The 24,165-nt window shown below is 56.5% G+C and carries 21 protein-coding genes; 4 read left to right on the top strand and 17 right to left on the bottom strand.

Features of this window, described 5'->3' with window-relative positions:
* The first annotated feature begins 82 nt into the window (after positions 1-82).
* Positions 83-1,621 carry an aldehyde dehydrogenase AldB gene (gene aldB / locus ACJBF3_RS18210; RefSeq protein WP_045328529.1) on the top strand — a complete coding sequence of 513 codons (1,539 nt, stop codon included), beginning with the start codon at positions 83-85 and terminating at the stop codon, positions 1,619-1,621.
* Here aldB and ACJBF3_RS18205 read toward each other — a convergent pair.
* Positions 1,618-2,583: a LysR family transcriptional regulator gene (locus ACJBF3_RS18205; protein WP_059517928.1), complete on the bottom strand. Its 966-nt coding sequence runs from the start codon at positions 2,581-2,583 to the stop codon at positions 1,618-1,620. The two genes, aldB and ACJBF3_RS18205, sit on opposite strands and share 4 nt — an antisense overlap.
* A 117-nt stretch (positions 2,584-2,700) precedes the next feature.
* Here ACJBF3_RS18205 and ACJBF3_RS18200 point away from each other — a divergent pair, with 117 nt between their 5' ends.
* Positions 2,701-3,441, top strand: coding sequence for a MipA/OmpV family protein (locus tag ACJBF3_RS18200; protein ID WP_045328525.1), 741 nt, complete (start codon positions 2,701-2,703; stop codon positions 3,439-3,441).
* A 56-nt stretch (positions 3,442-3,497) separates the two neighbouring features.
* Here ACJBF3_RS18200 and araD read toward each other — a convergent pair whose 3' ends face one another.
* From araD to yiaK, 8 genes are all read right to left on the bottom strand, one after another.
* Complete coding sequence (araD, locus tag ACJBF3_RS18195; RefSeq protein ID WP_045328524.1) at positions 3,498-4,193, bottom strand: L-ribulose-5-phosphate 4-epimerase; 696 nt, start codon at positions 4,191-4,193, stop codon at positions 3,498-3,500.
* Entirely contained in the window at positions 4,187-5,047 is an 861-nt protein-coding gene (locus ACJBF3_RS18190) for an L-ribulose-5-phosphate 3-epimerase (protein ID WP_045328522.1), read from the bottom strand. The genes araD and ACJBF3_RS18190 overlap by 7 nt, the downstream gene beginning before the upstream one ends.
* 2 nt (positions 5,048-5,049) lie before the next feature.
* Positions 5,050-5,703 (bottom strand): 3-keto-L-gulonate-6-phosphate decarboxylase UlaD, encoded by a 654-nt coding sequence (ulaD, locus tag ACJBF3_RS18185; protein WP_045328521.1) that lies wholly within the window; start codon positions 5,701-5,703, stop codon positions 5,050-5,052.
* A complete protein-coding gene (locus ACJBF3_RS18180) occupies positions 5,700-7,205 on the bottom strand; it encodes an FGGY-family carbohydrate kinase (protein WP_045328519.1) in 1,506 nt (501 codons plus the stop codon). The genes ulaD and ACJBF3_RS18180 overlap by 4 nt, the downstream gene beginning before the upstream one ends.
* Positions 7,206-7,281: 76 nt before the next feature.
* Positions 7,282-8,601 (bottom strand): MFS transporter, encoded by a 1,320-nt coding sequence (locus tag ACJBF3_RS18175; protein ID WP_045328518.1) that lies wholly within the window; start codon positions 8,599-8,601, stop codon positions 7,282-7,284.
* Positions 8,602-8,645: 44 nt separating this feature from the next.
* Positions 8,646-9,572: a DUF4862 family protein gene (locus ACJBF3_RS18170; protein ID WP_045328516.1), complete on the bottom strand. Its 927-nt coding sequence runs from the start codon at positions 9,570-9,572 to the stop codon at positions 8,646-8,648.
* Between the two features lie 33 nt (positions 9,573-9,605).
* Positions 9,606-10,073 (bottom strand): YhcH/YjgK/YiaL family protein, encoded by a 468-nt coding sequence (locus tag ACJBF3_RS18165; protein WP_045328515.1) that lies wholly within the window; start codon positions 10,071-10,073, stop codon positions 9,606-9,608.
* 10 nt (positions 10,074-10,083) lie between these two features.
* Positions 10,084-11,082: a 3-dehydro-L-gulonate 2-dehydrogenase gene (gene yiaK, locus ACJBF3_RS18160; protein WP_045328513.1), complete on the bottom strand. Its 999-nt coding sequence runs from the start codon at positions 11,080-11,082 to the stop codon at positions 10,084-10,086.
* Positions 11,083-11,307: 225 nt separating this feature from the next.
* On the opposite strand from yiaK, the gene yiaJ reads away from it, so the two are divergent.
* Positions 11,308-12,126, top strand: coding sequence for an IclR family transcriptional regulator YiaJ (gene yiaJ, locus ACJBF3_RS18155; RefSeq protein WP_021242452.1), 819 nt, complete (start codon positions 11,308-11,310; stop codon positions 12,124-12,126).
* Positions 12,127-12,164: 38 nt separating this feature from the next.
* On the opposite strand, the gene ACJBF3_RS18150 is transcribed toward yiaJ, so the two are convergent.
* The 5 genes from ACJBF3_RS18150 to ACJBF3_RS18130 all read right to left on the bottom strand — a co-directional run bounded on the left by ACJBF3_RS18150 (position 12,165) and on the right by ACJBF3_RS18130 (position 19,022).
* Positions 12,165-13,883, bottom strand: coding sequence for a ShlB/FhaC/HecB family hemolysin secretion/activation protein (locus ACJBF3_RS18150; RefSeq protein ID WP_045328512.1), 1,719 nt, complete (start codon positions 13,881-13,883; stop codon positions 12,165-12,167).
* 90 nt (positions 13,884-13,973) lie between these two features.
* Positions 13,974-14,816 (bottom strand): collagen-like triple helix repeat-containing protein, encoded by an 843-nt coding sequence (locus ACJBF3_RS18145; RefSeq protein ID WP_223239949.1) that lies wholly within the window; start codon positions 14,814-14,816, stop codon positions 13,974-13,976.
* Between the two features lie 29 nt (positions 14,817-14,845).
* Positions 14,846-15,211, bottom strand: coding sequence for a hypothetical protein (locus ACJBF3_RS18140; protein WP_127902842.1), 366 nt, complete (start codon positions 15,209-15,211; stop codon positions 14,846-14,848).
* Positions 15,212-15,529: 318 nt separating this feature from the next.
* A complete protein-coding gene (avtA, locus tag ACJBF3_RS18135) occupies positions 15,530-16,786 on the bottom strand; it encodes a valine--pyruvate transaminase (RefSeq protein WP_045328509.1) in 1,257 nt (418 codons plus the stop codon).
* Positions 16,787-16,991: 205 nt separating this feature from the next.
* Complete coding sequence (locus tag ACJBF3_RS18130; RefSeq protein WP_045328507.1) at positions 16,992-19,022, bottom strand: alpha-amylase; 2,031 nt, start codon at positions 19,020-19,022, stop codon at positions 16,992-16,994.
* A 314-nt stretch (positions 19,023-19,336) separates the two neighbouring features.
* Between ACJBF3_RS18130 and ACJBF3_RS18125 the strand changes: the two genes are divergently transcribed.
* On the top strand, positions 19,337-20,161 hold the full coding sequence (locus tag ACJBF3_RS18125; RefSeq protein WP_045328506.1) for a protein bax: 825 nt from the start codon (positions 19,337-19,339) through the stop codon (positions 20,159-20,161).
* Between the two features lie 39 nt (positions 20,162-20,200).
* Here the strand turns inward: ACJBF3_RS18125 and xylR are convergent, their stop codons facing one another.
* Genes xylR through ACJBF3_RS18110 form a run of 3 tightly spaced genes read right to left on the bottom strand, consistent with a single transcriptional unit; the run spans position 20,201 to position 24,112 of the window.
* Positions 20,201-21,379 carry a D-xylose utilization transcriptional activator XylR gene (gene xylR, locus ACJBF3_RS18120; protein WP_021242460.1) on the bottom strand — a complete coding sequence of 393 codons (1,179 nt, stop codon included), beginning with the start codon at positions 21,377-21,379 and terminating at the stop codon, positions 20,201-20,203.
* Positions 21,380-21,411: 32 nt separating this feature from the next.
* Complete coding sequence (gene xylH / locus ACJBF3_RS18115) at positions 21,412-22,593, bottom strand: xylose ABC transporter permease XylH (protein WP_045328505.1); 1,182 nt, start codon at positions 22,591-22,593, stop codon at positions 21,412-21,414.
* A complete protein-coding gene (locus ACJBF3_RS18110; protein ID WP_045328504.1) occupies positions 22,571-24,112 on the bottom strand; it encodes a xylose ABC transporter ATP-binding protein in 1,542 nt (513 codons plus the stop codon). The genes xylH and ACJBF3_RS18110 overlap by 23 nt, the downstream gene beginning before the upstream one ends.
* Positions 24,113-24,165 lie beyond the last annotated feature (53 nt).

The raw sequence follows: 24,165 nt of genomic DNA, 5'->3' as shown, positions 1-24,165 counted from the left end.
CGTCGTAAACACCGTTACCGGTTGGCGAGAAAATCGCCAGCCGGAACTACCCTTGTTGTACACCAACAGCAAGGAGACGGTCATGACAAACAATCCTCCCTCATCGCGTATCCAGCCCGGCGAGTATGGTTTTCCCCTCAAGCTGAAGCCCCGTTATGACAACTTTATTGGCGGCACCTGGGTCGCTCCCGTCGACGGCGAATACTATTCCAATCTGACCCCGGTGACCGGCCAGCCGCTGTGCGAGATTGCCAGCTCCGGCAAGCGCGATATCGACCTGGCGCTGGATGCGGCGCACAAAGCGAAAGAGAAATGGGCTCAAACCTCCGTGCAGGATCGCGCGGCTATTCTGTTCAAAATCGCCGACCGGATGGAGCAGAATCTGGAGCTGCTGGCGACGGCGGAAACCTGGGACAACGGCAAGCCGATCCGGGAAACAATGGCGGCTGACGTGCCGCTGGCCATCGACCACTTCCGCTATTTTGCCTCCTGTATTCGCGCTCAGGAGGGGGGGATCAGCGAGGTCGACAGCGACACGGTGGCGTACCACTTCCACGAACCGCTGGGCGTGGTGGGGCAAATTATTCCGTGGAACTTCCCGCTGCTGATGGCGAGCTGGAAAATGGCCCCCGCGCTGGCAGCCGGAAACTGTATTGTGCTCAAACCGGCGCGTCTGACCCCGCTCTCGGTGCTGCTGCTGATGGAAATCGTGGGCGATCTCCTGCCGCCGGGCGTGATTAACGTGGTGAACGGTGCGGGCGGCGAGATAGGGGAATATCTGGCGACCTCAAAACGGATCGCCAAAGTGGCGTTTACCGGGTCGACGGAGGTGGGCCAGCAGATCATGCAGTACGCCACGCAGAACATCATCCCGGTGACGCTGGAGCTGGGCGGGAAATCCCCGAACATCTTCTTCGCGGACGTGATGGAGGAAGAAGATGCCTTCTTCGATAAGGCTCTGGAAGGGTTTGCGCTGTTTGCGTTTAACCAGGGCGAAGTCTGTACCTGCCCAAGCCGCGCGCTGGTGCAGGAGTCTATCTATGAGCGCTTTATGGAGCGGGCTATTCGCCGAGTTGAGTCTATCCGCAGCGGTAACCCGCTCGATAACGTGACGCAGATGGGGGCGCAGGTCTCGCATGGGCAGCTGGAAACTATCCTCAACTACATCGATATCGGTAAAAAAGAAGGGGCGGATATTCTCACCGGCGGTCGCCGTAAGGTGCTCGGCGGGGATTTGCAGGAGGGCTATTACCTTGAGCCGACGATCCTGTTTGGTCAGAACAACATGCGCGTCTTCCAGGAGGAAATTTTCGGACCGGTGCTGGCGGTGACCACCTTCAAAACGATGGAAGAAGCGCTGGAGATTGCCAACGACACGCCGTATGGCCTGGGGGCTGGCGTCTGGAGCCGCAACGGTAATCTGGCCTATAAAATGGGCCGAGGCATTCAGGCCGGGCGCGTCTGGACCAACTGCTACCACGCCTATCCGGCGCACGCCGCATTTGGCGGTTATAAGCAGTCGGGCATTGGGCGTGAAACCCACAAGATGATGCTGGAACATTACCAGCAGACGAAATGTTTGCTGGTGAGCTACTCCGATAAACCGCTGGGGCTGTTCTAATCGCCCAGCTCAGGCCGTCCATGGGCGGCCTGAGCAATTTGCTGGCGCAGGCAGTTCAGAACTCCATCCAGAACGTACTGCACACGCCAGGGCTGGTAGTCGCGTTTGCGGAAAATGGCCGTCAGATCGAGCCACCACTCTTCCTGGTGCGGGAAGCAGGGGACCAGCATCCCGTGCGTTAATTCTTTTTTCAGACTCTCTTTTGGCGCAAAAACAATCCCAAGATTATTTCTCGCCAGTTCCAGGGCCGTCTGCGTATTGTCACAAATATAATTACCGGTCACCCGGTAATCATGCACCTCATCACTGCCATGCACGCGAAAACGCCAGATGTTGGCATCATCGACCAGCATGGAGTCAATGAGAATACAGGAGTGATGAATTAAATCTTCAGGTCCGGTTAAGGGATGGTTATTTAAATACTCTGCGGTTGCGAAGGCCGTGACGGAATATTTTGTCAGAACGCTGGCAACCAGATTTTCATCTTTTGGCTGTGCATAGGTAATTAAAATATCGCAGTCATCCGGAAAGGAAACGCCTTCCGAAAATTCATTCCGATCGAGGTTGTAGGTTTTCAGGGAGATGCGGATATCGCCGATGTCTTCTATCTGGTGGATCACGTGTCGCGCGAGGTAGGTGACGATACCCGTCGGGGCATAGATCGTCACTTTTCCGCGCTTTTCATGCTTATAATCTGCAATGAAATTAACCAGCTGGCTGTTCTTATCCAGCGTGGCATTCACGTAGGGGAGTAATGCTTCACCAAACTGGGTCAGGGAGAGCTGGCGGGTGGTGCGCTCAAAAACCTTGAGCCCAACCCGCGTTTCAAAATCAGAGAGATATTTACTGACGTTGGCCTGCGCCATGCCCAGCAGGGCGGCGGCATCACCAATGCTGTGGGTGGCGGCGATGACGGAGATTATTTTTAATTCACGAGGTTTTAGCTGTAATTTGTTCATCATGCACACCCATCTATATGATTTTATATATAATATTATATAAACCGCAGCGTTGCATTGGCAATTTTGTAACCATTATTATGCGCCTCGCTTGTTTGGCATTTAAATGGATTACATGGAATGACTATTAAATACAATTTACTCATCGCGGCCACGTTAATTGCATCAACGTCTGCTATGGCCGGTGAATTTTCACTTGGAGCGGGGGCTGTATTTAATGAGTCTCCTTACAAGGGCTATAACAAAAATACAACCGCTGTACCGTTAATTAGCTATGAAGGCGATCGTTTCTATGTTCGCCAGACCACGGGCGGATGGATTTTGTGGAAAGATCCAAACAATGAGCTCAGCCTGACCGCCTCCTGGATGCCGCTGCATTTCGATCCTGATGACAACGACGACCATCAGATGAAGAAGCTCGATGAACGTAAGGCGTCCGCATTCCTCGGCGGCGCGTACTACCGCCACGAAAGCTGGGGTTCGCTGAAAGTGGCCCTTTCAGGCGATGCGATGGATGAAAGCGGCGGCGTGGTGGGTGAGGTGTCGTACTTCCATCCCATCAGAATGGAACGCCTGACCCTGACGCCTTCTGCTGGCGTGTTCTACAGCGACGAAAGCTATAACGACTACTACTATGGCGTCTCCGGCAGCGAGTCCCGCCGCTCAGGACTGAATCAATACACCGCCGGTGACAGCTGGACGCCATACGTTGGCCTTGCGGCTAAGTATCAGCTAACCGAGAAGCTGTACCTCAACGCCAGCGCGGTCTACACCGTGTTGCCTGACGACGTGAAGAACAGCCCAATGATCGACCGCGACGACAGCTTCGCGCTGATGACCGGCATGACCTGGCGTTTCTGATGTGGTAAAGCCGGGTGGCGGCTGCGCCTTACCCGGCCTACGATCTGTAAAGAGCATCACTGGCCATAATAGGCATTCGCTCCGTGCTTGCGCAGATAATGCTTGTCGAGGAGCTCCTGCTGCATAACCGGTAACTGCGGTGCAAGCTGGCGTGAGAACAGGCCCATATAGGCGCACTCTTCCAGCACGACGGCATTATGAACCGCATCGGCAGCGTCTTTACCCCAGGCGAACGGGCCGTGGGAGTGGACCAGCACCGCCGGGATCTGCATCGGGCTTAAGTCGCGCTCCTCGAAGGTTTTGATGATAACTTCACCCGTCTGGTATTCGTATTCTCCTGCAATCTCTGCCGCCGTCATCGGGCGCGTGCAGGGAATGGCCCCGTAGAAATAGTCCGCGTGCGTGGTACCCCAGGCGGGTAGGTCGAGCCCCGCCTGCGACCAGATAGTGGCGTGGCGAGAGTGGGTATGCACGATGCCGCCAATCTCCGGATAACGGCGATACAGCGCAAGATGGGTGGGCGTGTCGGAAGAGGGCTTTTTATCACCCTCGACAACCTGACCCGTGGCGATATCCACCACCACCATATCCTCCGCGGTCATCACGTCGTACTCGACGCCGGAGGGCTTGATCACCATCATGCCGCTTTGGCGGTCCACCGCGCTGACGTTGCCCCAGGTAAAGGTCACCAGCTGGTGGGCGGGCAGCGCCAGGTTTGCTGCCAGCACCTCGGCTTTGAGCTGTTCTAACATGTCATGCCTCCTTCCTGCATACGGGCTTCAATCCAGCGGCGCGCCTGGATAATCTCCAGCACCGGCTCTTTTGCTTTTTCAGTCCACATTTCAATCAAAAACGCGCCGCGATAGTTCAGCTTATTCAGGGTGTTAAAGACGCCGACAAAATCGACGCAGCCTTCGCCAAACGGCACGTCGCGGAACTGTCCGGGGCTTTGCGCGGTAACGGGTTGGGTATCTTTCAGGTGAATCGCCGCAATGCGGTCAATGCCCAGCGTCAGCTCGGCGGTGACGTCGTTGCCCCACGCGCTCAGGTTGCCAACGTCCGGGTAGACGCTGAACCACGGCGAGGCGAGCATCTCATCCCACTTCTTCCATTTGCTGATGGAGTTCATAAACGCGGTATCCATGATCTCCACCGCCAGCATCACCTGTGCGGCGGCGGCCTGCTCCACGGCCCACGCCAGCCCTTCGGCAAAGCGCCGCTGCGTTCCCTCGTCATGCTCTTCGTAATAGACGTCATACCCGGCAAGCTGGATGGTGCGAATGCCTAAGTCACGCGCCAGCCTGATGGCTTTGGTCATGATCTCCCGGGCGCGTTCGCGCACGGTTTCATCCCGGCTGCCAAACGGGAAGCGACGGTGGGCAGACAGGCACATGGACGGGACAGACACCCCCGTTTCCAGCATCGCTTCAACCATCGAGGCGCGCTGCGCGGTGCTCCAGTCGAGGCGCGATAATCGTTCATCGGTTTCATCGACCGACATCTCGACAAAATCGAACCCGCAGCTTTTTGCCAGTACCAGCCGTTCCGGCCAGGAGAGATCTTTTGGCAGCGCTTTTTCGTAAATCCCTAACGGATGCTGACGCATGGTTACGCTCCCCAGATGTCGCGAATGTGTGAATGGAATTCATGTGCCACCTGCGGCGGGTTGGCTGCGCCCGCCAGCGCGCGCCCGGCGATAAAGGCTTTAACGTTGATCTGCCTGAAGCGCGGCAGATCGGCGGGGGTGATGCCGCCGGTAATCGAAAGCTGTAAACCGATGTCGGAGAGCGCTTTCATTTTTGCGAGATCCGCCTCACCCCACTGCTGGCCGCTCGCCTGCGCGTCGCGCCCGCGGTGATAAATGGCCTGCTTCACGCCAACGCGATGCCATGCGCGAGCATCGTCCAGCGTCCAGTTACCGAAGAGCTCCATCTGGATTTCTCCTCCGCAGCGCTGGGCCACCTCGTGGCCTCGTTCAACGGTCGCCAGCGGCGCGGCGCAGATGATGGTCATCCAGTTCGCCCCCGCACCAAAGGCCTGTTCTGCCAGCGTTTCTCCGGCGTCGGCCACCTTCCAGTCCGCAACGATGATTTTATCCGGGCACTGCTCGCGCAGGGCCCGCACGGCGTTCAGCCCTTCGGTCAGGCACAAAATGGTGCCCGCCTCGACGATATCGACGTGATCGGCAAGCGTTGCGACGTCGCGCTGCGCGGCCTGAAGAGAGGTATGGTCGAGCGCCAGCTGCAGTAATGGTCGGCTCATAGGTCGTACTCCTTAACACGGGCGTGGTAGCCCTGTAGTGCTGAGATCAGTAACTGGTAGCGGTGATATTTATGCTGGTAGGCCGCATGGGCGCGCATGTCGGGTGCAATGACGCGAATGTCGTGTCGGAGGGCGCTTTGCGCCGCATGGAAATCGGGATACACGCCGGTGCCGACGAGGGCGGCCAGCGCCGCGCCGGAACAGCCGGTTTCTTCCACCTGCGGCAGTTCAATCGCCAGCCCGCTGACGTCCGCGAGCATTTGCATCCACACGTCCGAATGGGCCGGGCCACCCGTCACGCGCAGGGCATGAACGTGGGTAAAGCGTTCGAGCATGCGGTTGAAGTGGGTCATGTGGCTGAACACCACGCCCTCATACACCGCCTGGAGCAGGTGCGCGCGGGTGTGTAGCGCCTGCATCCCGTAGAAACCGCTGGTCATCTCCAGCCCGGCGTTACTGCCATAGAGGAACGGCAGGAAGAACAGATCGCTTTCCGCTTTCGGCAGGCTGCCAACCGCGCGGTTGATCTCATCGAATGACATGTCGCCCCATTGCGCGGTGAGCCACTCAAGGTTGCCGGACGAGGTCGGGCTGGCTTCGTGAACGATATACTGCTGCGGGTGCACGTAGCGGCCATAGACGTACGGGAAGGGTTCGTTGTCGCGAAGCGTATTGGCAATCCCGCTGGTGACGGCCCAGGTGCCCATCACGGCGTTCAGCGTGTGTGGATCTTGCAGCCCGGCACAGACTGCGGTGGAAACCACGTCAAACAGTCCACCCACGACGGGCGTACCCGCCGCGAGACCGGTAAGGGTGGCTGCCTGAGCGGTGATTTCCCCGCAAATTTCTGCTGAACCGACAATCGGCGGCAGAGCGTCGTCAATTTCGCTGATACCGAGCCATCGCGTAAGCTGGGGATCGTATTTCCCGGTATTCATGTTGTAGAGATTGGACTCGGAGATGTTGCTCTCCTCGCAGCCTTTCACGCCGGTCAGACACCAGCGCAGATAGTCGTGCGCCATCATGACGCAGCCAATCTGCTGGTACCGCTGCGGTTCATTCTCTTTGACCCAGCGCAGAAGCGAGGCCGGGTGCCCGGTCCACAGCGTCTGGCGCGTATGCGGATAAAGCTTTTCGGGGATACCGTCCTGCTGCCAGCGCTGCACAATCTCCAGCGCCCGGCGGTCAGAGGAGAGTATGGCGTTGCCCAACGGTTGGCCCTGTTTATCAAGCAGAAACAGTCCTTTACCTTGCGCAGAAATACCGACCCCTTTGATCTGGTTGCCGTTTACGCCTGAACGCTTAAGCAGCGCGGCGAGGGTTGCGTGGCAGTGCTGCCACAGATGATGCATATCCCGCTCGGCGTAGCCCGCTCGCGGACTGAGCGTGGCAACGGCGCGGCGTTCGATACATACTTCTTTGCCCTGGCTGTTGTACAAACCGGCTTTCAGATAAGTACCGCCACAATCGATACCCAGCCAGAAGGGCTCTTTTTCACTCATCTTTGTCTCACTTAATTGCCGGGTGGCGCTTCGCTTACCCGGCCTACGGTTCGGTTTAGTGGGTTAGGTGAGGGCATCAGGCCGCACGCTTGTGCGGATTTACCGTGGGGTTGGGCTCTGCCCCGGCATCGCACTTCGCCGGTAACAGCAGGGCCAGCAGCGATGCCAGCGCCAGAGAAACCGCCAGGCAGTAGACGCCCGCATCTTTGCTGTACAGGGTGATCAGCACCCCAACCGCATACGGGCCGCAGAAGCCACCGAGGTTACCGAGGGCGTTGATCACGCCGCGCGCGCCGCCCGCCATTTCGGCGCTAAACAGTCGTGCCGGAATGGTCCAGAACACGCCCGCGGCGGATTGCAGGAAGAACCCACAGCCCACCAGTGCGGCATAGGCCAGCCAGGTGTTTGCTTTCAGCGCCACGGAGAGGAACATGCAGAGCGCAAAGCCGATCAACGGCAGGGAGACAAACAGCTTGCGCTTGCCGGTGCGGTCAGAAAGCGTAGAGAACAGGAACATCCCCGCAATGGCGCCGATGTAAGGCAGGATGGCGAGCATCCCCACCTGACCGATGCTGGTGTGCGTCAGCTCCTTCAGAATGGTGGGCAGCCAGAGGGTGTAGCCGTAAATCCCGGTCTGGTAGAAGAAGTTCAGGGCGATCAGTTGCCACATGGTTTTGTCGGACAGCACGGCGCTGAGCGAGGCATTTTTCACCTCTTTTCCGGCAATGGCCTGCTGTTCAGCTGCCAGCGTTTTCACCAGATAGTTTTTCTCGGCCTCTGAGATCCAGCGCGCTTCCTGTGGACGGTCATAAACGGTGAATGCCCAGAGCACCAGCACGACGACGGACATCAGACCTTCAATAATGAACAGCCAGCGCCAGTCGAGTGCGGTAATAATCCAGCCCGATAGCGGGGCGGTGATGATCCCGGCGATGGGCACGAACATGATCACAATCGCGTTGGCGCGACCGCGCTCGGCATCCGGGAACCAGTTGCTGATCATGGTGAGCACAACGGGGAGCATTCCGCCTTCCGCTACGCCGAGTAAGAAGCGCAGCACCAGCAGCTGGTAATGATTCGTCACGAGACCCGTGAGCACCGAGATCGCTGCCCAGGCGACCAGCGACCAGCCGATAAATTTCTTGCCGCTGCCGTGCACGGCAATCTTGCCGCCGGGAACCTGCAGAAACAGATAGCCGATAAAAAATATCCCGCCCGCGAGGCCTGCCATGGTCGCGGTAATCCCTAATTCTTCGTCCATACCCCCCGGCATCGCAAACGCGATATTCACGCGGTCCATATATGAAATAATGCAGGCAATAAGAATAGGAGGAATGATTCTTAGCCAGCGCTGGCGCGGAATATTCGCATGTAGAGTTTGAGTAGAAATATTCATCGTTAATCTCTCATTAAGGTAACCGGAATAAACTTTTATTATTGTTATTGCGTTGCTTTATTCATTTGGCTAATGCCGTCGCGCAAAATGGCGATGCGATGACTGACGTCAGCATTAGCATTTATTTCCAGTAATTTAATACCGGAGAATTTCAACCTTGCGGCGCTCGCCGCAGTAAAGAGTGCTTTTGCCTGTTCGGTTGACAGTAAACTGTCGGCGCAGAACGAGGAAAATGGCGCGTGCAGATCCTGCCATTCACCGTACTCCCCGCCGGGAGCCGTGCCCGAAAACATCAGCGCACCCAGTTTCCCGGCCTTAAGCGCGGCCAGAACATGGTCAAGCGGAAGGGTGGTGTTACGGCCTTCGATGGCCGACCGCGCCCAGTTGATGCAGACGCTGATATCCGTCTCTTTCACCACCTCCAGCACCTGCTCTAAGGGCAGGAAGCCTTTACGCGGTGCGGCGCCGGTCATGGCATCGCAGTGTTCCAGCACAAGCTCGCAGCTCCAGTCCCAGCGTGCTATTTCACGGATGGAGCGGGAAAACGCGTCGGTGGCTTGTTCGACCGAGCCATTGCCCGCCTGCGGTGCGGCCTGCATTTCCAGAGCGACCACTTTCCCGGGAAAACGGGTGTTAACGGCATCAATCTTTTGATGCAGATGGCGGTAATATTCAATGCACGCTTTACGCTGTTCTTCGTCCGCGGACGCCAGGCCAAACGCGCCGTTGATGCCGCGACGGCGCATGGTTTCCATTACCGCCGTGACCACAATTTGCCAGTCACCTGGCGTATGGCGGAACAGCCATTCATCGCCAAGGGGATGAAGATTTTCAAGGCACGGCTGTTCCAGCCCCCGGATATCCGGCGTGTCGGAAAGCTGGCGCCAGAATGCCTGTTCTTCTTGTTCCCCTTTCTGGTGAAACGAGGGTGCGCAGGGGTACGCACCAATAATAAAACCGGTGTTGGTCATTTCGCGTTCCTGTATTTAGGGTATATCAGAAAATTAATCTAATTCGCTGATTGCCACTTTCACCACAATTTTACGAATTGCGGTTTCCTTGTTTTTAATACAGGCAGGACGGTGCACATCCTGCGGGAAAAATAGGGCATAGCTGCCGGGGATCATGTCGATAAACGATTCGTTTTCACTGTCGTGATAAAAAATAATATCGCGCTGTTCCAGCAGAGATTCGCTTATTTCGTTATTGCCGGTATCAATCGCGATACCGATTTTCTCTTCGCCCCAGGCCAGGAACTGTATATCCAGATAACGGCGATGCACTTCCGGCCGGTTCTCGTGCGGTTCCTTTGTGGTGAGATCCAGAACCTGTGCAAAAATGTTACGCCCTTCAATTTCCACCACGCCTGGTTTCAGGGTGGTGAAATCCGTCGTGCGCAGAAAATCGAGCGCTTTTTCAATCGCCCGCGGCAGGCGACACGGATTTGGCTGGGAAATATGTCCGAATATCATGGTCCACTCCTTACAGAGACTGGATTTTCGCCCACACGCTGTCGTCAACCGTGATGCCGTTGCGGCGGTTCTCTTCCAGCAAACGGGTGAACTCATGCCCCGGCAGGCGGACGGCAACATTCTCATCCGCGCGTTCGGCCGTGGTGATGAAGTCCATGATGCGCTGCAGTTTGGCATCGCGGGTTGAGCCGTCGATCAGGCGATCCACCTCGATGGCGATGAAGATCTGCGATACGCCGTACTCGTCGCTGTTGTCCTGAGTCACTTCCGCGACGGACGATCCGTTGGAGAGCAGGGTGGCGATCATATCGAGGACGATGGATAAGCCGGACCCTTTCCAGTAGCCCATGGGCAGAATACGGCGGTTTTTCTCGATCGCGCCCGGCTCACGGGTGAGGTTACCCTCGTCGTCAAAGCCGCCATCTACCGGCAGCTCGCGCCCGGCCAGGCGATTCACCTCCAGCATGCCGTAGGAGAACATCGACATCGACATGTCGACCATGGTGATCGGGTTAGAGGGAATGGCCACGATCAGCGGGTTGGTGCCGATGCAGCACTCTTTTGATCCCCATGCGGGCATCACGGCGATGGAGTTGGTCCAGCAAATGCCGATGTAGCCCTTCTCCGCCGCCTGCCAGCCGTAGCTACCGCCGCGCATCCAGTGGTTCGCGTTACGCAGTGCCACCAGGCCAATACCGTGGTCGGACGCCAGCTCGGTGGCGCGATCCATCATCTTTTTCGCCGTCAGGTTGCCGATAGCGCGCTGGGCGTCCCACTGCTCGATGGCGCCTAACGTCATCACCCGTTTGGGCTGGGCGTCAGGAAGGATATCCCCTGCATCAAGCTGCTGAATAAAGCGCGGGAAGCGGTTTACGCCGTGTGAATAGACGCCGGATTCCGTGGTGCGAGCGAACATGTCTGCGCAGGCGTCGGCGGTTTCCGCTTTTATGCCGCGCTCGACCAGAACCCGATTGAACGCCGCTTTTAACTCTTCAAAGGTCACCTTCATCCCTGTTCTCCTGTTCTTCTTAGGGGCAAGTGCGAATGCTTTTTTATCGCTAAATTTCACTATGCGAAATCTGATTTCAAATATAGCGATCAAATTTTGTCAGATCAACGACATTCATGTTTTTCAAAATCTATTAAAATCATATAGTTGTGTTTTTTCTGTTGAGATCGTGAACTGAACCACACTTTGCGCTACCATCAGGGCGCGATAAAAAGGAGCCATCTAATGAGCATGAAAGAGAGCGAAATGACGCAAGAAAAAGAGAGGCCAGCAGGCAGCCAGAGCTTGTTTCGCGGCCTGATGCTGATTGAGATCCTCAGCAACTATCCGAACGGGTGTCCGCTTGCGCATTTATCGGAACTGGCGGGGCTGAATAAGAGTACCGTGCACCGGCTGTTGCAGGGGTTGCAGTCATGCGGATACGTGACGCCAGCACCCGCGGCGGGTAGTTATCGCCTGACCACCAAATTTATCGCCGTCGGGCAGAAGGCGCTGTCGTCGCTCAACATCATCCACGTGGCGGCGCCGCACCTTGAGGCGCTAAATATCGCCACCGGCGAAACGGTGAACTTCTCCAGCCGGGAAGACGACCACGCGATCCTGATTTACAAGCTCGAACCGACAACCGGCATGCTGCGCACGCGCGCCTATATTGGCCAGCATATGCCGCTTTACTGCTCTGCAATGGGTAAGATCTACATGGCGTTTGGCCACCAGGATTATGTGGCGAGCTACTGGGAAAGCCATCAGGAACAGATCCAGCCGTTGACGCGTAACACCATCACCGAGCTGAGCGCCATGTACGATGAGCTGGCAGAAATTCGCGATCGCAGCATGGCGATGGACAAAGAAGAGAACGAGCTGGGCGTCTCCTGTATTGCCGTGCCGGTGTTTGATATCCACGGCCGCGTCCCGTATGCGATTTCCATTTCGCTATCGACATCGCGCATGAAGCAGGTGGGTGAAAAGAACCTGCTCAAGCCGCTGCGCGAAACGGCCGAGGCTATCTCAAAAGAGCTGGGTTTTAACGTGCGCGAGGCGTAGTGCACGGACCCGCACTGACCGTCTTCGCGCAAACGCCTTTACCGGAGATTATTAAAATTCCAGGTAACGGTCAGGCTGTAGCGCCAGTCCCGGTTGCGGCTGTCTGTCGGAACATCCCCAACGGGTTTGGCCGCCTCAACCGTGACGCTATAGTGGCGCGTATCGCCTACCATCACCCCGGTCGCCACTGACCCGAGCCGTTGATGGGGCAAACCGGAGGTGTTAAACCATGTTTGCGCGGTATCTGCCAGGATGTAGGGCTGGATGGTGGCAAGCCAGGTGCTCTCTTTTCGCATCTGGATATAGCGCAGTTCTACCTGCCCGCCGTAGCCGTAATCACCGCTAGCTTCACTGTCCTGGTATCCACGGCCAAACCGCTGCGCACCGAAGCTCACGCGTTCGGGTTCGGGCAACGTATTATTTGACCAGTCTCCCTCCCAGGACGTTGAGAGCCGCCACTTGTCGGCAAACAGCCAGGCGGCGTCCAGATAGCTTTTGGTGAGCGTAAAATTAATATCGGGTTTAGGGGCTGAGACGACATCGGCACCCATCGCATCAATACCCTGACGCACGTTGAGTCGGCCGCTGATGCTGGCGGTGGTGAACTGATGCGCACCATTAATGCCTACTTCCAGCGCCGGATAACGCGCGTGCTGGTTGACCGAGTCCAGCTTGTAGGTTTTGCCCAACAGTCTGGCCTGCAGGGCATAATCATCCTGGCGGTCGGTATAATCAAAGCCGCTGGTCAGGTTAATTTGTGATTTTTGCGTCAGGAGAAGGGGATAACCAAACGTCACGCCGCCGTTGTATTGCGTTGTTTTTTGCTTCGAGTCGACGTTGATATTATTCGGTAAAGAGAGCAGGAAAGAATAATCCCGCGGATCTTCACGGTAATAGCTGCCTTTGAGCTGCATCGTCAGCCCTTCATCGTTTAAAAATTGCTGCCAGTTCAGGCCGACATAATTTTTTCGCGTGTTGCTATCTAACGGCACTAGCGTTGCCACGCCAAGCTGATCGCCGTAGCTGGTCATGTTGCTGAGCGTGCCGTTCAGCATCATTAAATCTTGCCCTTTACGGGAATCGATCGTGGAGCCGATGTCCCAACTCCGCTGTTGGTTTCCGGTTATCTGCATCGCCGCGGCACCGTAGATATTGGTTGGCAGCTGCGCGTTAGCCGTCACCGGCACGTTCGGGGTACGCGTCATCAGCTGGCTATAGCGATCGAACGTATCCTGCGACAGCGGTTTTTCCGCCATGATTTTTTCGGACAGCCGTTTCAGGCGTTCGGCAATGTGAGGGTTATTACTGATAACGTCGCTGTGAGCGACATACCCTTCAACCAGCACAATTTTAATATTGCCCTGCTGGAAATTATTATCGGGCAGCCAGGCATAGGAGAGCGGAAAACCGTCGGCCTTATAGCGCGCCGTAATATCATTTACTAACCCCGTGAGCGTTTTAAGCGGCACGGTTTTTCCGGCGTAAGGCCGGAAGGGCTTAAGTAATTCCTGCAAGGGATAACGCGTACCGCCAATAAACTGGATGTGATTAATGGTAATAGGCGTTTCAGGGGTCAGCGTTGACTGCGGTTTTTCTATTTTGACTTTCGGCTGTGAGACGCCCCCCGTCTGCTCTGGGGCAACGTTACGAGAGGCTTGCGCCGGGTTATCAGGGTTAATAATAGAGGGCAGTGTATCGGCGCGGGCCATGCTTAGCACAACCAGCCCCGTCAGCGAAAAAAGGAAGTGGTGTTTCATCGCGCTATCCCTGTTCGTCATCCCCGATTGGGGTCAGTGTCGCTGTATAAAGCGCCCCTGAACCAGGGGCGCAGAATGACAATAAGCCGTTTAGTGTTTTGGCGTCAGCAGGCCGGTGGTGAGGGTGGTGAGTCCGTTAACCGGATTCGCTGTTGACGTATTTTGACCTGATGTTGTCGCTGCGTTGGCCGTAACGCCCGCAGTCAGGGTATTGAGGGTCGTATTGACCGTTGCACCCAGGCTGTTATTGGTGGCCGCCACGTTGGCATTGGCTGTCAGCGATCCTGAACCTCCTCCGCTTGTTGAAGACGCCGGTTTCACCAGCGTGCCGCTATCCGTCACCGTCTGACCGACGTTCTGGACGACCTGGCCCACGCCGTTAAGCCCGCTATTACTGTTGCTGACGTTGGTCCCCACGCCGCTGACGGTGTTGCCGACCTGGGTCAGCAGACCGTTGACCGGGGTACCGAGACCCGTTGTGGTGCCCACGCTTTGCGTGACGCCTTGTACTCCGCCCAGCGTCTTGTTAGCCACGGTCGTGGTATCGGTGGTTATCTGGGTGACCGCAGGGCTGCTTACCGCATTGGTGAGACCCGTGCCGGTGTTACTGACCAGTTGCCCGGTACTGTTTACCACGCTGCCCGTCAGGCCGGTTACGCCGCTGACCGGGGTACCGGAAGTGGAACTCGCCAGCCCCGTGCCTACCGTTGAAACGGTGTTGCCAAGGGAGGTGACCGACGTGGTTACGCCTTTAAGCGTGGTCCCTACACCGTTCGCGTTGCTGGGATTACCCACCCCAGTCGTGACGCCTGTCCCCACCGTGGATACGGCGCTGCCAACGCCGCTGACGGTAGTTGAAACGGTTGACGTGACGGGATTATTGGTCGGAAGCTGGCTTCCGAGGCCATCCACCGTAGAGCCGACGCTGGTCACTGTTTTCCCGGCATCACCCAGTATGGTATTTACGCCTGCGGTAGTGGTTCCGCCACCGCCCGTGTTGCCTGTTCCGGTTCCTCCGCTGCCGTTGCCTCCAGAACCAGAGCCCGTTCCAGAACCTGAGCCAGAGCCCGATCCAGAACCCGTTCCGCCACCAGCGCCTGTCCCGGTACCAGAACCCGAGCCCGAACTCGTTCCGGTACCCGATCCGCTGCTGCCCGAACCGCCATTACTCGCGGTCGTGCCGCTTCCATCACCTGAGCCGCTGCTGCTTCCCGTCGCAGGGTTATTTTTGGCCGTTGAGTGATGAGATCCGCCACCGCTTCCACTACAGGCAGAAAGAGAGAACGCGAGCAGTACCGCAACAGCGATAGCGCTGATGCGACTAACATTATTAGGTAGCATATGAATACTCCACGCAGAAGAACGCCGAGCGGCGTATTAGTGAGTATAAGCATTATTTTTAAATATGCCTGAAAGTGACTTTAAGCGGTATTTGGCCATGCTTTTAGTGGTTATTTCAGAATAACAAAGGGTTAGTATTTTTAACTTTTGCTTAATTATCGAGGAGGAAATTAGTGGGCGTAAAATACAGGAATATTCCGAAGAAAACTCAATGTGGATGCTAAATGTAACGCTACAGGATATATCCTTAATATAAGATTTAGATCACAGAAAAATAAGGCTCTTCAATCGAAGAGCCTTATTTTTTAACAATTGCCTTCGCGCCAGGCTTTTTCAATTTCTTCGGCGAGGATTTTGACACCCGCTTCAATTTTTTCCGGATCGGGCACGTAGTTCATGCGCATGCACTGGTGCGTATGCGGCCACGGCTTGTCCAGACCCGGGAAGAAATAGTCGCCCGGCACCATTAATACGCCGCGCTTTTTCAGGCGCTGGTAGAGCAGTTCGGTGGTGATAGGTAAATCTTTAAACCACAGCCAGAGGAAAATTGCGCCTTCCGGTTTGTGGATCAGGCAGCGTTCTTCCGGCAAATAGCGACGAAGCGTCGCAATCGTCTCCTGAACGCGCTGGTAATAGAAAGGTTTGATCACCTCGTTCGACAGACGCAGCAGGTCCTTGCGTTTGATCATTTCGCACATCATCGCCGGGCCAATGCCTCCCGGTGAAAGGCTGATAATGCCGTTCATGTTGGTAATGGCGGTAATGATTTTCTCGTTCGCGATGATAATGCCGCAGCGGCTGCCCGGCAGACCCAGCTTAGAGAGGCTCATGCAGAGAACGATGTTCGGGTTCCACAGCGGGCGTGCTTCGCTGAAGATAATGCCCGGGAACGGCACGCCGTAGGCGTTATCAATCACCAGTGGAATGCCGTGCTGATTTGCCAGCGCATCCAGCTTCATCAGCTCGTCATCGGTGATCACGTTGCCCGTTGGGTTAGTCGGGCGCGATACGCAGATCATGCCCGTCTCTTCGCCAATATGCAGGTGTTCAAAATCGACGTGATATTTGAACTGGCCTTCGGGCAGCAGCTCAATATTCGGGCGCGCGGAGACGAACAGATCCTCTTCCAGGCCGGAATCGGCGTAGCCGATATACTCCGGAGCCAGCGGGAACAGCACCTTTTTGGTCGTGCCGTCGGCGCGACGTCCAGCGAACAGGTTAAACAAGTAGAAAAACGCGCTCTGGCTGCCGTTTGTTAGTGCAATATTCTGTGGGTCGATATCCCAGCCAAGCTCATCACGCAGCATGTCGGCGAGGAGTGCCAGCAGTTCGGTTTTACCCTGCGGGCCGTCGTAATTGCAAAGCGCATCGGTTGCTTTGCCGCTTTCCAGCATCTGAGCGAGCAGCGTCTGGAAATAGGTATTCATCTCCGGGATTTGAGCCGGGTTTCCGCCGCCGAGCATGATTGCGCCCGGTGTGCGCAGCCCGTCGTTGAGGTCCTCCATCAGGCGAGTAATGCCTGAATGGCGGGTGAATTTGTCGCCGAAAAGTGAAAACGTCATAGCAGGTGATCTGTCGAGCTTATTTTGAAAGTGGGTAACCATAACGCTAGCACCGTGCTGGTGCAAATCGGGTGATGTGGTCGGATTTGTTGTTTTATCTGGCGGTAGTGGCTTTATGCAGTGAATAGTTCTGGTGCTTTTCCCCTCACCCCGGCCCTCTCCAAAGGGGTGAGGGGAAAAGACGACTCCATGCGGTTTAAGGGGGCTATTGATTACCTGCCCATACCACCATCACCTTATCGTCCTTGTGCTCGCGCACAAAGCCATACCCCTCTTTCAGCGACAGCGTGGTTTGTTTGCCTTCACCTATCGCCGGATGGCGGGCGCGGAACTGACCCAGCGTTTGCCAGTGGACGACGGTTAGGGCCTGCTTGCCCGTCACGTCCTGCCAGTTCATATCCGAGCGGGTGCCCTGCAGCGGGTCGGAGCCTGTCGGCCCGAACGGGCGCCCGGACTCATCCCCGTAATAGATTTGCACGCTGCCCGGTGCCAGCAGGAGCAGTTCCGCCGCGCGCTGACCCCCTTCACGGAACAGGCGCGTATCGTGTGACGAGAGGTAGCTCAGCACGTTGAAGCTTTGCAGCTTCTCCGCCATCTGCTGCCAGGTGAGATCCATATCGGCCAGGCAATCCACCGCTTTTGCCGCCTGCTCCTGATAGTCAAAGTTAATCATCGCGTCAAAACCGTGGCGGTAATAATCGCTCTGCATCACCCCGTGGCCCCAGGATTCCCCGGTCATCCAGAAAGGCGCGTTGTCGAGTTTTTTGTCAGGGTTCGCCACTTTCCAGGCGGCAAGGGCCTGGCTCGCCTGGTCTTTCAGCTGTTGCCAGGCCGCAAGCTCAACGTGTTTCGCGGTATCGACCCGAAAACCGTCGATGCCGTAGTCACGTACCCACTGGCTGAGCCAGTGGGTCAGATAATCGCGCGGGGTATAGCCCGGAATAGCTTTCGCGTGGGTATCGGACTTGTGTTGATAGAAATTGGGTAACCCGGAAGGAACGGTGGATTCCGTTTTCAGGTCGGGCAGGAACGCCAGCGACATCGTCAAATCGTCAAAGCCAGGGTTGTCATAATCACCGATGTCGGTACGGATCCATTTCTTGCCCCACCATTTTTCCCATGCGGCTTTGTCGCTAAAGTTGATGTAGTCGTTAAAGCTGTGCCAGCTTTGGCCCGCGCCCGGCTTCCAGTCCGTCCAGCGTTTCCCCAGCGTCTTTTTCAGCTCATCACCCTGAAGGTACAGGGAACCAAACTGATATTCCTGCATGTCCGCAAGCGTCGCGTAGCCCGTGTGGTTCATGACGATATCGAACAGAACGCGGATCCCGCGCTTGTGCGCTTCATCGACAAGCTGGCGCAGGTCATCCTCCGTTCCCATATTGGCGTCGAGCTTCGTCCAGTCCTGGGTGTAGTAGCCGTGATAGGCGTAGTGAGGGAAATCCCCTTTTGTGCCGCCGCCTACCCAGCCGTGGATCTGCTCAAGCGGGGAGCTTATCCAGAGCGCGTTGACCCCCAGCTGCTGTAAATAATCGAGCTTGCTGGCGAGTCCCTTGAGGTCGCCGCCGTGGAACGTCCCGATCTCCTGCATGCCGTCCTTATGGCGACCGTAGCTGTTGTCGTTGCCCGGATCACCGTTCACGTAACGGTCGGTCAGCACAAAATAGACGGTGGCGTTCTGCCAGCTAAACGGCGCGGGCTTGTCGGTTTCGGCGCGCTCAAGCAGCAGCAGGCCGTTACCGTTGGCGGCTGGCTGCAGGGTAATTTTTCCATTCTGCACCGTCGCCGTCTGTTTACTGTAGTAGTCGCGAACGACGGAGCCTTCCGGGAAGGTATGGCTGACGTCCAGCGTCAGCGGCTTACCGTCCCACTTCGGGCACTGGCGGGTGACGTCTGCCACCGGCTGTTCTGCGGCACTTTGAATCGTCAGGAGTAGGGTGGGCGTGCCGGAGCGGGTATCAATCCGCATCTGGTATTCGCCGTCGCGGAAAAGACGCCACTGCGGCGGTGTGCCGTCACAGGGCTTGAGCGACAGCATCTCGTTGAGTTTTATCGTGTCCGTAGGCTGCCAGCACGTCTTGTCAAAACTCAGCGTCAGAGGACGCGTACCCTTCGCAAGCTTTGCCTGGCTGGTGAAGACCCCGGTGCCTTCGGCGCGAAAGGCGTCAAACCCCGGTGATGACCAGTCGGCATGCGCCAGTGCGGGTAACATTAGAAAGGCGAGTGCGGTGCGTTTCATTCCTGGTTCCTGTCGCGGTATTTTTGACCAGTGTGCCATCTGAGGCTGGGCAAAAACTCATCCCCTGTCGCTTTCTGCCAGGAGGATGCGTGAGGATGAGTGATCTCGCGCAAAATTAGGCAGTTATCTGCGATAGTGAACACATTTTTTGTGGAATGATTTTTTTATGAGCAAGTTTCAGGTGACATAGTTTCGGAATTGGACTATTTCTATACGTGCTCTTGAAGTCTATTTTTGATATGATTTGAGATTCCGCTCTCAAATTTGTGAAAAAAATAAGGTGTTAGGATGGTTACATCCGACCAGGAGACCTAATGATATCGACTCCCATCCGACGATATGGGGCTGCGATACTCATGTTACTCACCACGGCATTTTCGGGTGAGGTGCTTGCGAAGACGCACACGGATACAACGAGTAAGAAAGCCCACGTAATAAAGACGACAAGTAGTAAGGTTAGCAGTAAACAAGAGTATTCTCGCAATAGTGCAAAGAGTAGTTCACTTCCTGATTTGCGAAAATACCCTTCCGGGACACCAAGGAAAAAAGCGTTTCTCCGGACGGTAATGCCTTACATCACGAGTCAAAATGCCGCGATTACTGCGGATCGTAACTGGCTGATCTCTAAACAGTACGATAGCCGCTGGTCGCCGTCCGAACGCGCGCGCCTGAAAGATATCACCAAGCGCTACAAGCTGAGCTGGAACGGTAACACGCGTCGTGTGCCGTGGAATGCTCTCCTCGAGCGTGTAGATATCATTCCGAACAGCATGGTTGCGACCATGGCAGCAGCCGAAAGCGGCTGGGGCACGTCAAAGCTGGCGCGCAGCAACAACAATCTTTTCGGCATGAAATGCGTGAAAGGGCGCTGTAACAATGCGCCTGGTACGGTGAAAGGCTATTCGCAGTTTGAATCCGTGAAGGATTCCGTGAGTGCCTACGTGGTGAATCTGAACACGCATCCGGCCTACTCCTCTTTCCGCAAATCACGCGCTCAGCTGCGTAAAGCGGATCAGGAAGTGACGGCCACCACGATGATCCACAAGCTGAAAGGGTATTCGACGAAGGGACAGAGCTATAACAACTATCTGTTCGCAATGTACCAGGATAACCAGCGCTTAATCGCCGCCCATATGTAATCTCAAAAAAACGCCTTCCACTGGAAGGCGTTTTCTTTTCTAAATCAGCACCTCGCTGTGGCGATCCCGGTACTCTTTCGGCGTGGTGTCATACTCTTTGCGGAACACCGAGTAGAAATATTGCAGCGACGGGTAACCGCACATCTGCGAGATTTCGTTGATCGACAGCGATGTGGAAATGAGCAGGCTGCGGGCTTTCTCCAGCTTCTCCGCATGGATAACGGCATGGATGGTTTCGCCTACCTCTTCTTTAAAACGCTTCTCCAGATTCGAACGGGAAATGCCCACCGAATCCAGCACCTGATCGACCTTAATTCCTTTGCAGGCGTGGTTGCGAATATAGTGCATGGCTTGAATGACGGCCGGGTCGCTTAAGGAGCGATAATCGGTTGAGCGGCGTTCTACGACGCGGACTGGCGGCACGAGCAGGCGCTGAAGCGGCAAAGATTCTTTATCCAGCAGACGATGCAGCAGCTTCGCCGCCTGGTAACCCATCTGACGCGTGCCCTGCGCAACGGAGGAGAGCGCCACGCGGGACAGATAGCGGGTAAGTTCTTCGTTATCAATGCCAATCACGCACAGCTTTTCCGGCACCGGAATGTGTAAATGTTCGCAGACCTGCAGCACGTGGCGCGCGCGAGCGTCCGTCACGGCAATAATCCCGGTTTGCGGCGGCAGCGTTTGCAGCCAGTCAGCGAGGCGGTTTTGCGCGTGCTGCCAGTTTTCCGGTGCCGTTTCCAGCCCCTGGTATACCACGCCGCGATACTTCTCCTGCGCGACCAGCTGGCAGAACGCGTGTTCACGCTCAACGGCCCAGCGCTTGCCGCTGGTGGCGGGTAAACCATAGAACGCGAAGCGATGGACGCCTTTCTCTTTTAAATGGAGAAAGGCGGCCTCGACCAGGGCATGGTTATCGGTGGCGATATAGTGAACCGGCGGATAGTGTTCGGGGGAATGGTAGGAGCCGCCGACGCCCACAATCGGAACGTCGACGTCGGTCAGCAGCTGCTCAATGACGGGGTCGTCATAGTCGGCGATGACGCCATCGCCCAGCCAGTCTTTGATGTTCTCGAGACGGGTGCGGAAATCCTCTTCAATAAAGATATCCCACTCGGATTGCGACGCCTGCAAATATTCACCAACGCCTTCCACCACCTGACGGTCATAGGCTTTATTGGCATTGAATAACAACGTAATGCGGTGACGCTTTTCAAACATGGCTCACTTCCCAATTAAGTCACAATACCGTATCAGGCCCGCCGCTTGGTGGCCGAGTCCATCCAGACTGCCAGTAAAAGAATGGCCCCCTTGACGATATACTGCCAAAACGTCGGAACGTCCATCATACTCATCCCGTTATCCAGCGATGCCATGATAAATGCCCCCATCACCGCGCCCGCGACGCTACCGATCCCCCCTGCAAGGCTGGTGCCGCCAATGACGCAGGCGGCAATCGCATCCAGCTCGGCGATATTACCCGCGGAGGGAGAGCCGGCCCCCAGACGCGAGCTGAGGATCAACCCGGCGATAGCGACCATCAGGCCGTTAATGGCGAAGACCGCCAGCTTGGTACGCTCAACGTTGATACCCGAGAGGCGGGCAGCTTCAAGATTGCCGCCGATGGCATAAATACGGCGACCAAACGCGGTGCGTGTGGCCATAAACATGCCGCCCAGCAGTAAAAGCGCCAGGAGCAGGACGGGGGTCGGGACGCCGCGATAGTCGTTCAGAAGCCAGATGGCACCCAGCACGATGACTGCCGTGAGCGCCTGACGTCCCACCACCGACGTTGACGCAGGAGAGGCCAGCCCCAGCGCCTGGCGACGCATGCGTCCCCGCCACTGCCATGCGACAAACACCAGCAGCCCCGCCACACCGAGGATAAAGCCGACGCCATCCGGGAGGTAGCTCTGACCAATCTGCGACATAGCCGCACTGGTCGGGGAGACGGTGGTGCCGTTAGTGATGCCGATTAAGATCCCGCGGAAGGCCAGCATCCCCGCCAGGGTGACGATGAACGATGGCACCTTACGGTAGGCAACCCACCAGCCGTTCCAGGCGCCCAGTACCAGCCCCAATACCAGCGTGACCGCCACGGTCAGCGGCAGCGGCCAGCCGAGCCAGACGTCAAAAATGGCCGCCACGCCGCCGAGAAGCCCCATCATCGAACCGACCGACAGGTCGATTTCCGCAGAGATAATCACGAACACCATGCCCACGGCCAGAATGCCGGTGATAGCGGTCTGGCGAAGCAGGTTGGAGACGTTACGCGCGCTCAGGTACGAGCCATCGGTCATCCAGGTAAAGAACAGCATGATGACGATAATTGCCGCGATCATGACAAAAACCTGCAGGTTTAGCGCTTTGAGCCCCGCGAACGCACCGGGCGTCGGAACGGCGACTTTGATATCAGACGGATTGCTTTTCGACATGACGTTCGCTCCTTAAAGCGGCTTCCATCACCTGCTCCTGCGTCAGGTTATGGTTAATCAGGTTGGCTTTCAGTTTTCCCTCGTGCATGACCAGCACGCGGTCGCTCAGGCCGAGCACTTCGGGTAGCTCAGATGAAATGACAATGACGGCAATCCCTTGCTGTACAAGCTGATTAATCAGTTTGTAGATTTCATATTTGGCACCGATATCAATCCCGCGCGTCGGCTCATCAAGGATTAATATGCGTGGGTTGAGAAGCAGGCAGCGTGCCAGAATCGCCTTCTGCTGGTTGCCGCCGCTCAGGCGGCCAATCGCCAGTTCCGGTGAGGAGGTTTTGACCTTCAGCCGGGCAAGCGACTGAAGAATGCACTGCTGCTCTGCGGCATCGTCCAGGCTGCTCAGCGCGCCGGAGAACCGATCGAGTGCCGCAAGCGTAATGTTTTTCCCCACCGCCATGACGGGTACGATGCCGTCTTTTTTGCGATCTTCCGGGACCATAGCAATGCCGTGGGCAATTGCCTGCTGGCAGTTGTCAATTTTCACCGGCTGGCCGTCGATAAATATCGAGCCCTCCCAGCGCCCCGGCCACACGCCAAACAGACACTGCACGGCCTCCGTGCGCCCGGCGCCGACTAACCCGGCGATACCGAGAATTTCGCCGCTGTGAAGGGAAAACGAGACGTTATTCACGCGCTTGATGTGGCGGTTAACGGGGTGCCACGCGGTCAGGTTTTCCACGCGCAGGACTTCATCGCCCGTTGCGTGAGGTTCACTCGGGTAGAGCGCCGTCAGCTCGCGGCCCACCATCATGGTGATGATGTCATCTTCACTCATCCCCGCGGCTTCACGCGTGCCGATGTGTTGCCCGTCGCGGATCACGCAGATGGTGTCCGAAATGGCTTTCACCTCGTTCAGCTTGTGTGAAATGTAGATGCAGGCGATACCGTGGTTTTGCAGGTCGCGGATGATATTGAGCAGAACCGCGGTTTCCTGTTCGGTGAGCGAGGCCGTGGGCTCATCAAGGATCAGCAGCCTGACCTGTTTGTTGAGCGCCTTAGCGATTTCAACCAGCTGCTGCTGTCCCAGCCCCAGGTCCCCCACGCGCGTATTGGGTGAAATGTGGAGGCTCACCTGCGCCAGCAGCTTTTCGCAGCGCAGCGTCATGGTGTCGTAGTCCAGCACGCCGTGGCGGGAAATTTCGGCCCCGAGGAAAATGTTCTCCAGCACGGTGAGATGCTTCACCAGCGCCAGCTCCTGGTGGATGATGGCGATGCCTTTACGTTCGGTATCGCGGATGTGTGTCGCCTGGATAACTTCACCGGCAAAGACGATTTCGCCTTCGTAGCTCCCGTGCGGGTAGATCCCGCACAGCACTTTCATCAGCGTTGACTTGCCCGAACCGTTCTCACCGCACAGCGAAACCACTTCGCCGGGATTCAACCGGAGGCTGACGTTGTCGACGGCTTTCACCGCGCCGAAGCGTTTGGTGATGCTTTTCATTTCAAGTAAATAAGGCATAACCGCTCCACATAACCCGAGGGAAGAACAGCACAACGTGATGCGCCCCCGCA

It is taken from the genome of Enterobacter sp. PP-008-ECC_S150 (assembly GCF_045257065.1).
Lineage (GTDB): Bacteria > Pseudomonadota > Gammaproteobacteria > Enterobacterales > Enterobacteriaceae > Enterobacter > Enterobacter chengduensis.
This window is presented reverse-complemented; position numbering and strand designations above follow the sequence as displayed.

What these genes read in the sequence shown, in the direction of transcription:
- aldB (WP_045328529.1), top strand. Translation starts at nt 83, where the DNA reads ATGACAAACAATCCTCCCTCATCGCGTATCCAGCCCGGCGAGTATGGT.
- ACJBF3_RS18205 (WP_059517928.1), bottom strand. Translation starts at nt 2,583, where the DNA reads ATGATGAACAAATTACAGCTAAAACCTCGTGAATTAAAAATAATCTCC.
- ACJBF3_RS18200 (WP_045328525.1), top strand. Translation starts at nt 2,701, where the DNA reads ATGACTATTAAATACAATTTACTCATCGCGGCCACGTTAATTGCATCA.
- araD (WP_045328524.1), bottom strand. Translation starts at nt 4,193, where the DNA reads ATGTTAGAACAGCTCAAAGCCGAGGTGCTGGCAGCAAACCTGGCGCTG.
- ACJBF3_RS18190 (WP_045328522.1), bottom strand. Translation starts at nt 5,047, where the DNA reads ATGCGTCAGCATCCGTTAGGGATTTACGAAAAAGCGCTGCCAAAAGAT.
- ulaD (WP_045328521.1), bottom strand. Translation starts at nt 5,703, where the DNA reads ATGAGCCGACCATTACTGCAGCTGGCGCTCGACCATACCTCTCTTCAG.
- ACJBF3_RS18180 (WP_045328519.1), bottom strand. Translation starts at nt 7,205, where the DNA reads ATGAGTGAAAAAGAGCCCTTCTGGCTGGGTATCGATTGTGGCGGTACT.
- ACJBF3_RS18175 (WP_045328518.1), bottom strand. Translation starts at nt 8,601, where the DNA reads ATGAATATTTCTACTCAAACTCTACATGCGAATATTCCGCGCCAGCGC.
- ACJBF3_RS18170 (WP_045328516.1), bottom strand. Translation starts at nt 9,572, where the DNA reads ATGACCAACACCGGTTTTATTATTGGTGCGTACCCCTGCGCACCCTCG.
- ACJBF3_RS18165 (WP_045328515.1), bottom strand. Translation starts at nt 10,073, where the DNA reads ATGATATTCGGACATATTTCCCAGCCAAATCCGTGTCGCCTGCCGCGG.
- yiaK (WP_045328513.1), bottom strand. Translation starts at nt 11,082, where the DNA reads ATGAAGGTGACCTTTGAAGAGTTAAAAGCGGCGTTCAATCGGGTTCTG.
- yiaJ (WP_021242452.1), top strand. Translation starts at nt 11,308, where the DNA reads ATGAGCATGAAAGAGAGCGAAATGACGCAAGAAAAAGAGAGGCCAGCA.
- ACJBF3_RS18150 (WP_045328512.1), bottom strand. Translation starts at nt 13,883, where the DNA reads ATGAAACACCACTTCCTTTTTTCGCTGACGGGGCTGGTTGTGCTAAGC.
- ACJBF3_RS18140 (WP_127902842.1), bottom strand. Translation starts at nt 15,211, where the DNA reads ATGTTAGTCGCATCAGCGCTATCGCTGTTGCGGTACTGCTCGCGTTCT.
- avtA (WP_045328509.1), bottom strand. Translation starts at nt 16,786, where the DNA reads ATGACGTTTTCACTTTTCGGCGACAAATTCACCCGCCATTCAGGCATT.
- ACJBF3_RS18130 (WP_045328507.1), bottom strand. Translation starts at nt 19,022, where the DNA reads ATGAAACGCACCGCACTCGCCTTTCTAATGTTACCCGCACTGGCGCAT.
- ACJBF3_RS18125 (WP_045328506.1), top strand. Translation starts at nt 19,337, where the DNA reads ATGATATCGACTCCCATCCGACGATATGGGGCTGCGATACTCATGTTA.
- xylR (WP_021242460.1), bottom strand. Translation starts at nt 21,379, where the DNA reads ATGTTTGAAAAGCGTCACCGCATTACGTTGTTATTCAATGCCAATAAA.
- xylH (WP_045328505.1), bottom strand. Translation starts at nt 22,593, where the DNA reads ATGTCGAAAAGCAATCCGTCTGATATCAAAGTCGCCGTTCCGACGCCC.
- ACJBF3_RS18110 (WP_045328504.1), bottom strand. Translation starts at nt 24,112, where the DNA reads ATGCCTTATTTACTTGAAATGAAAAGCATCACCAAACGCTTCGGCGCG.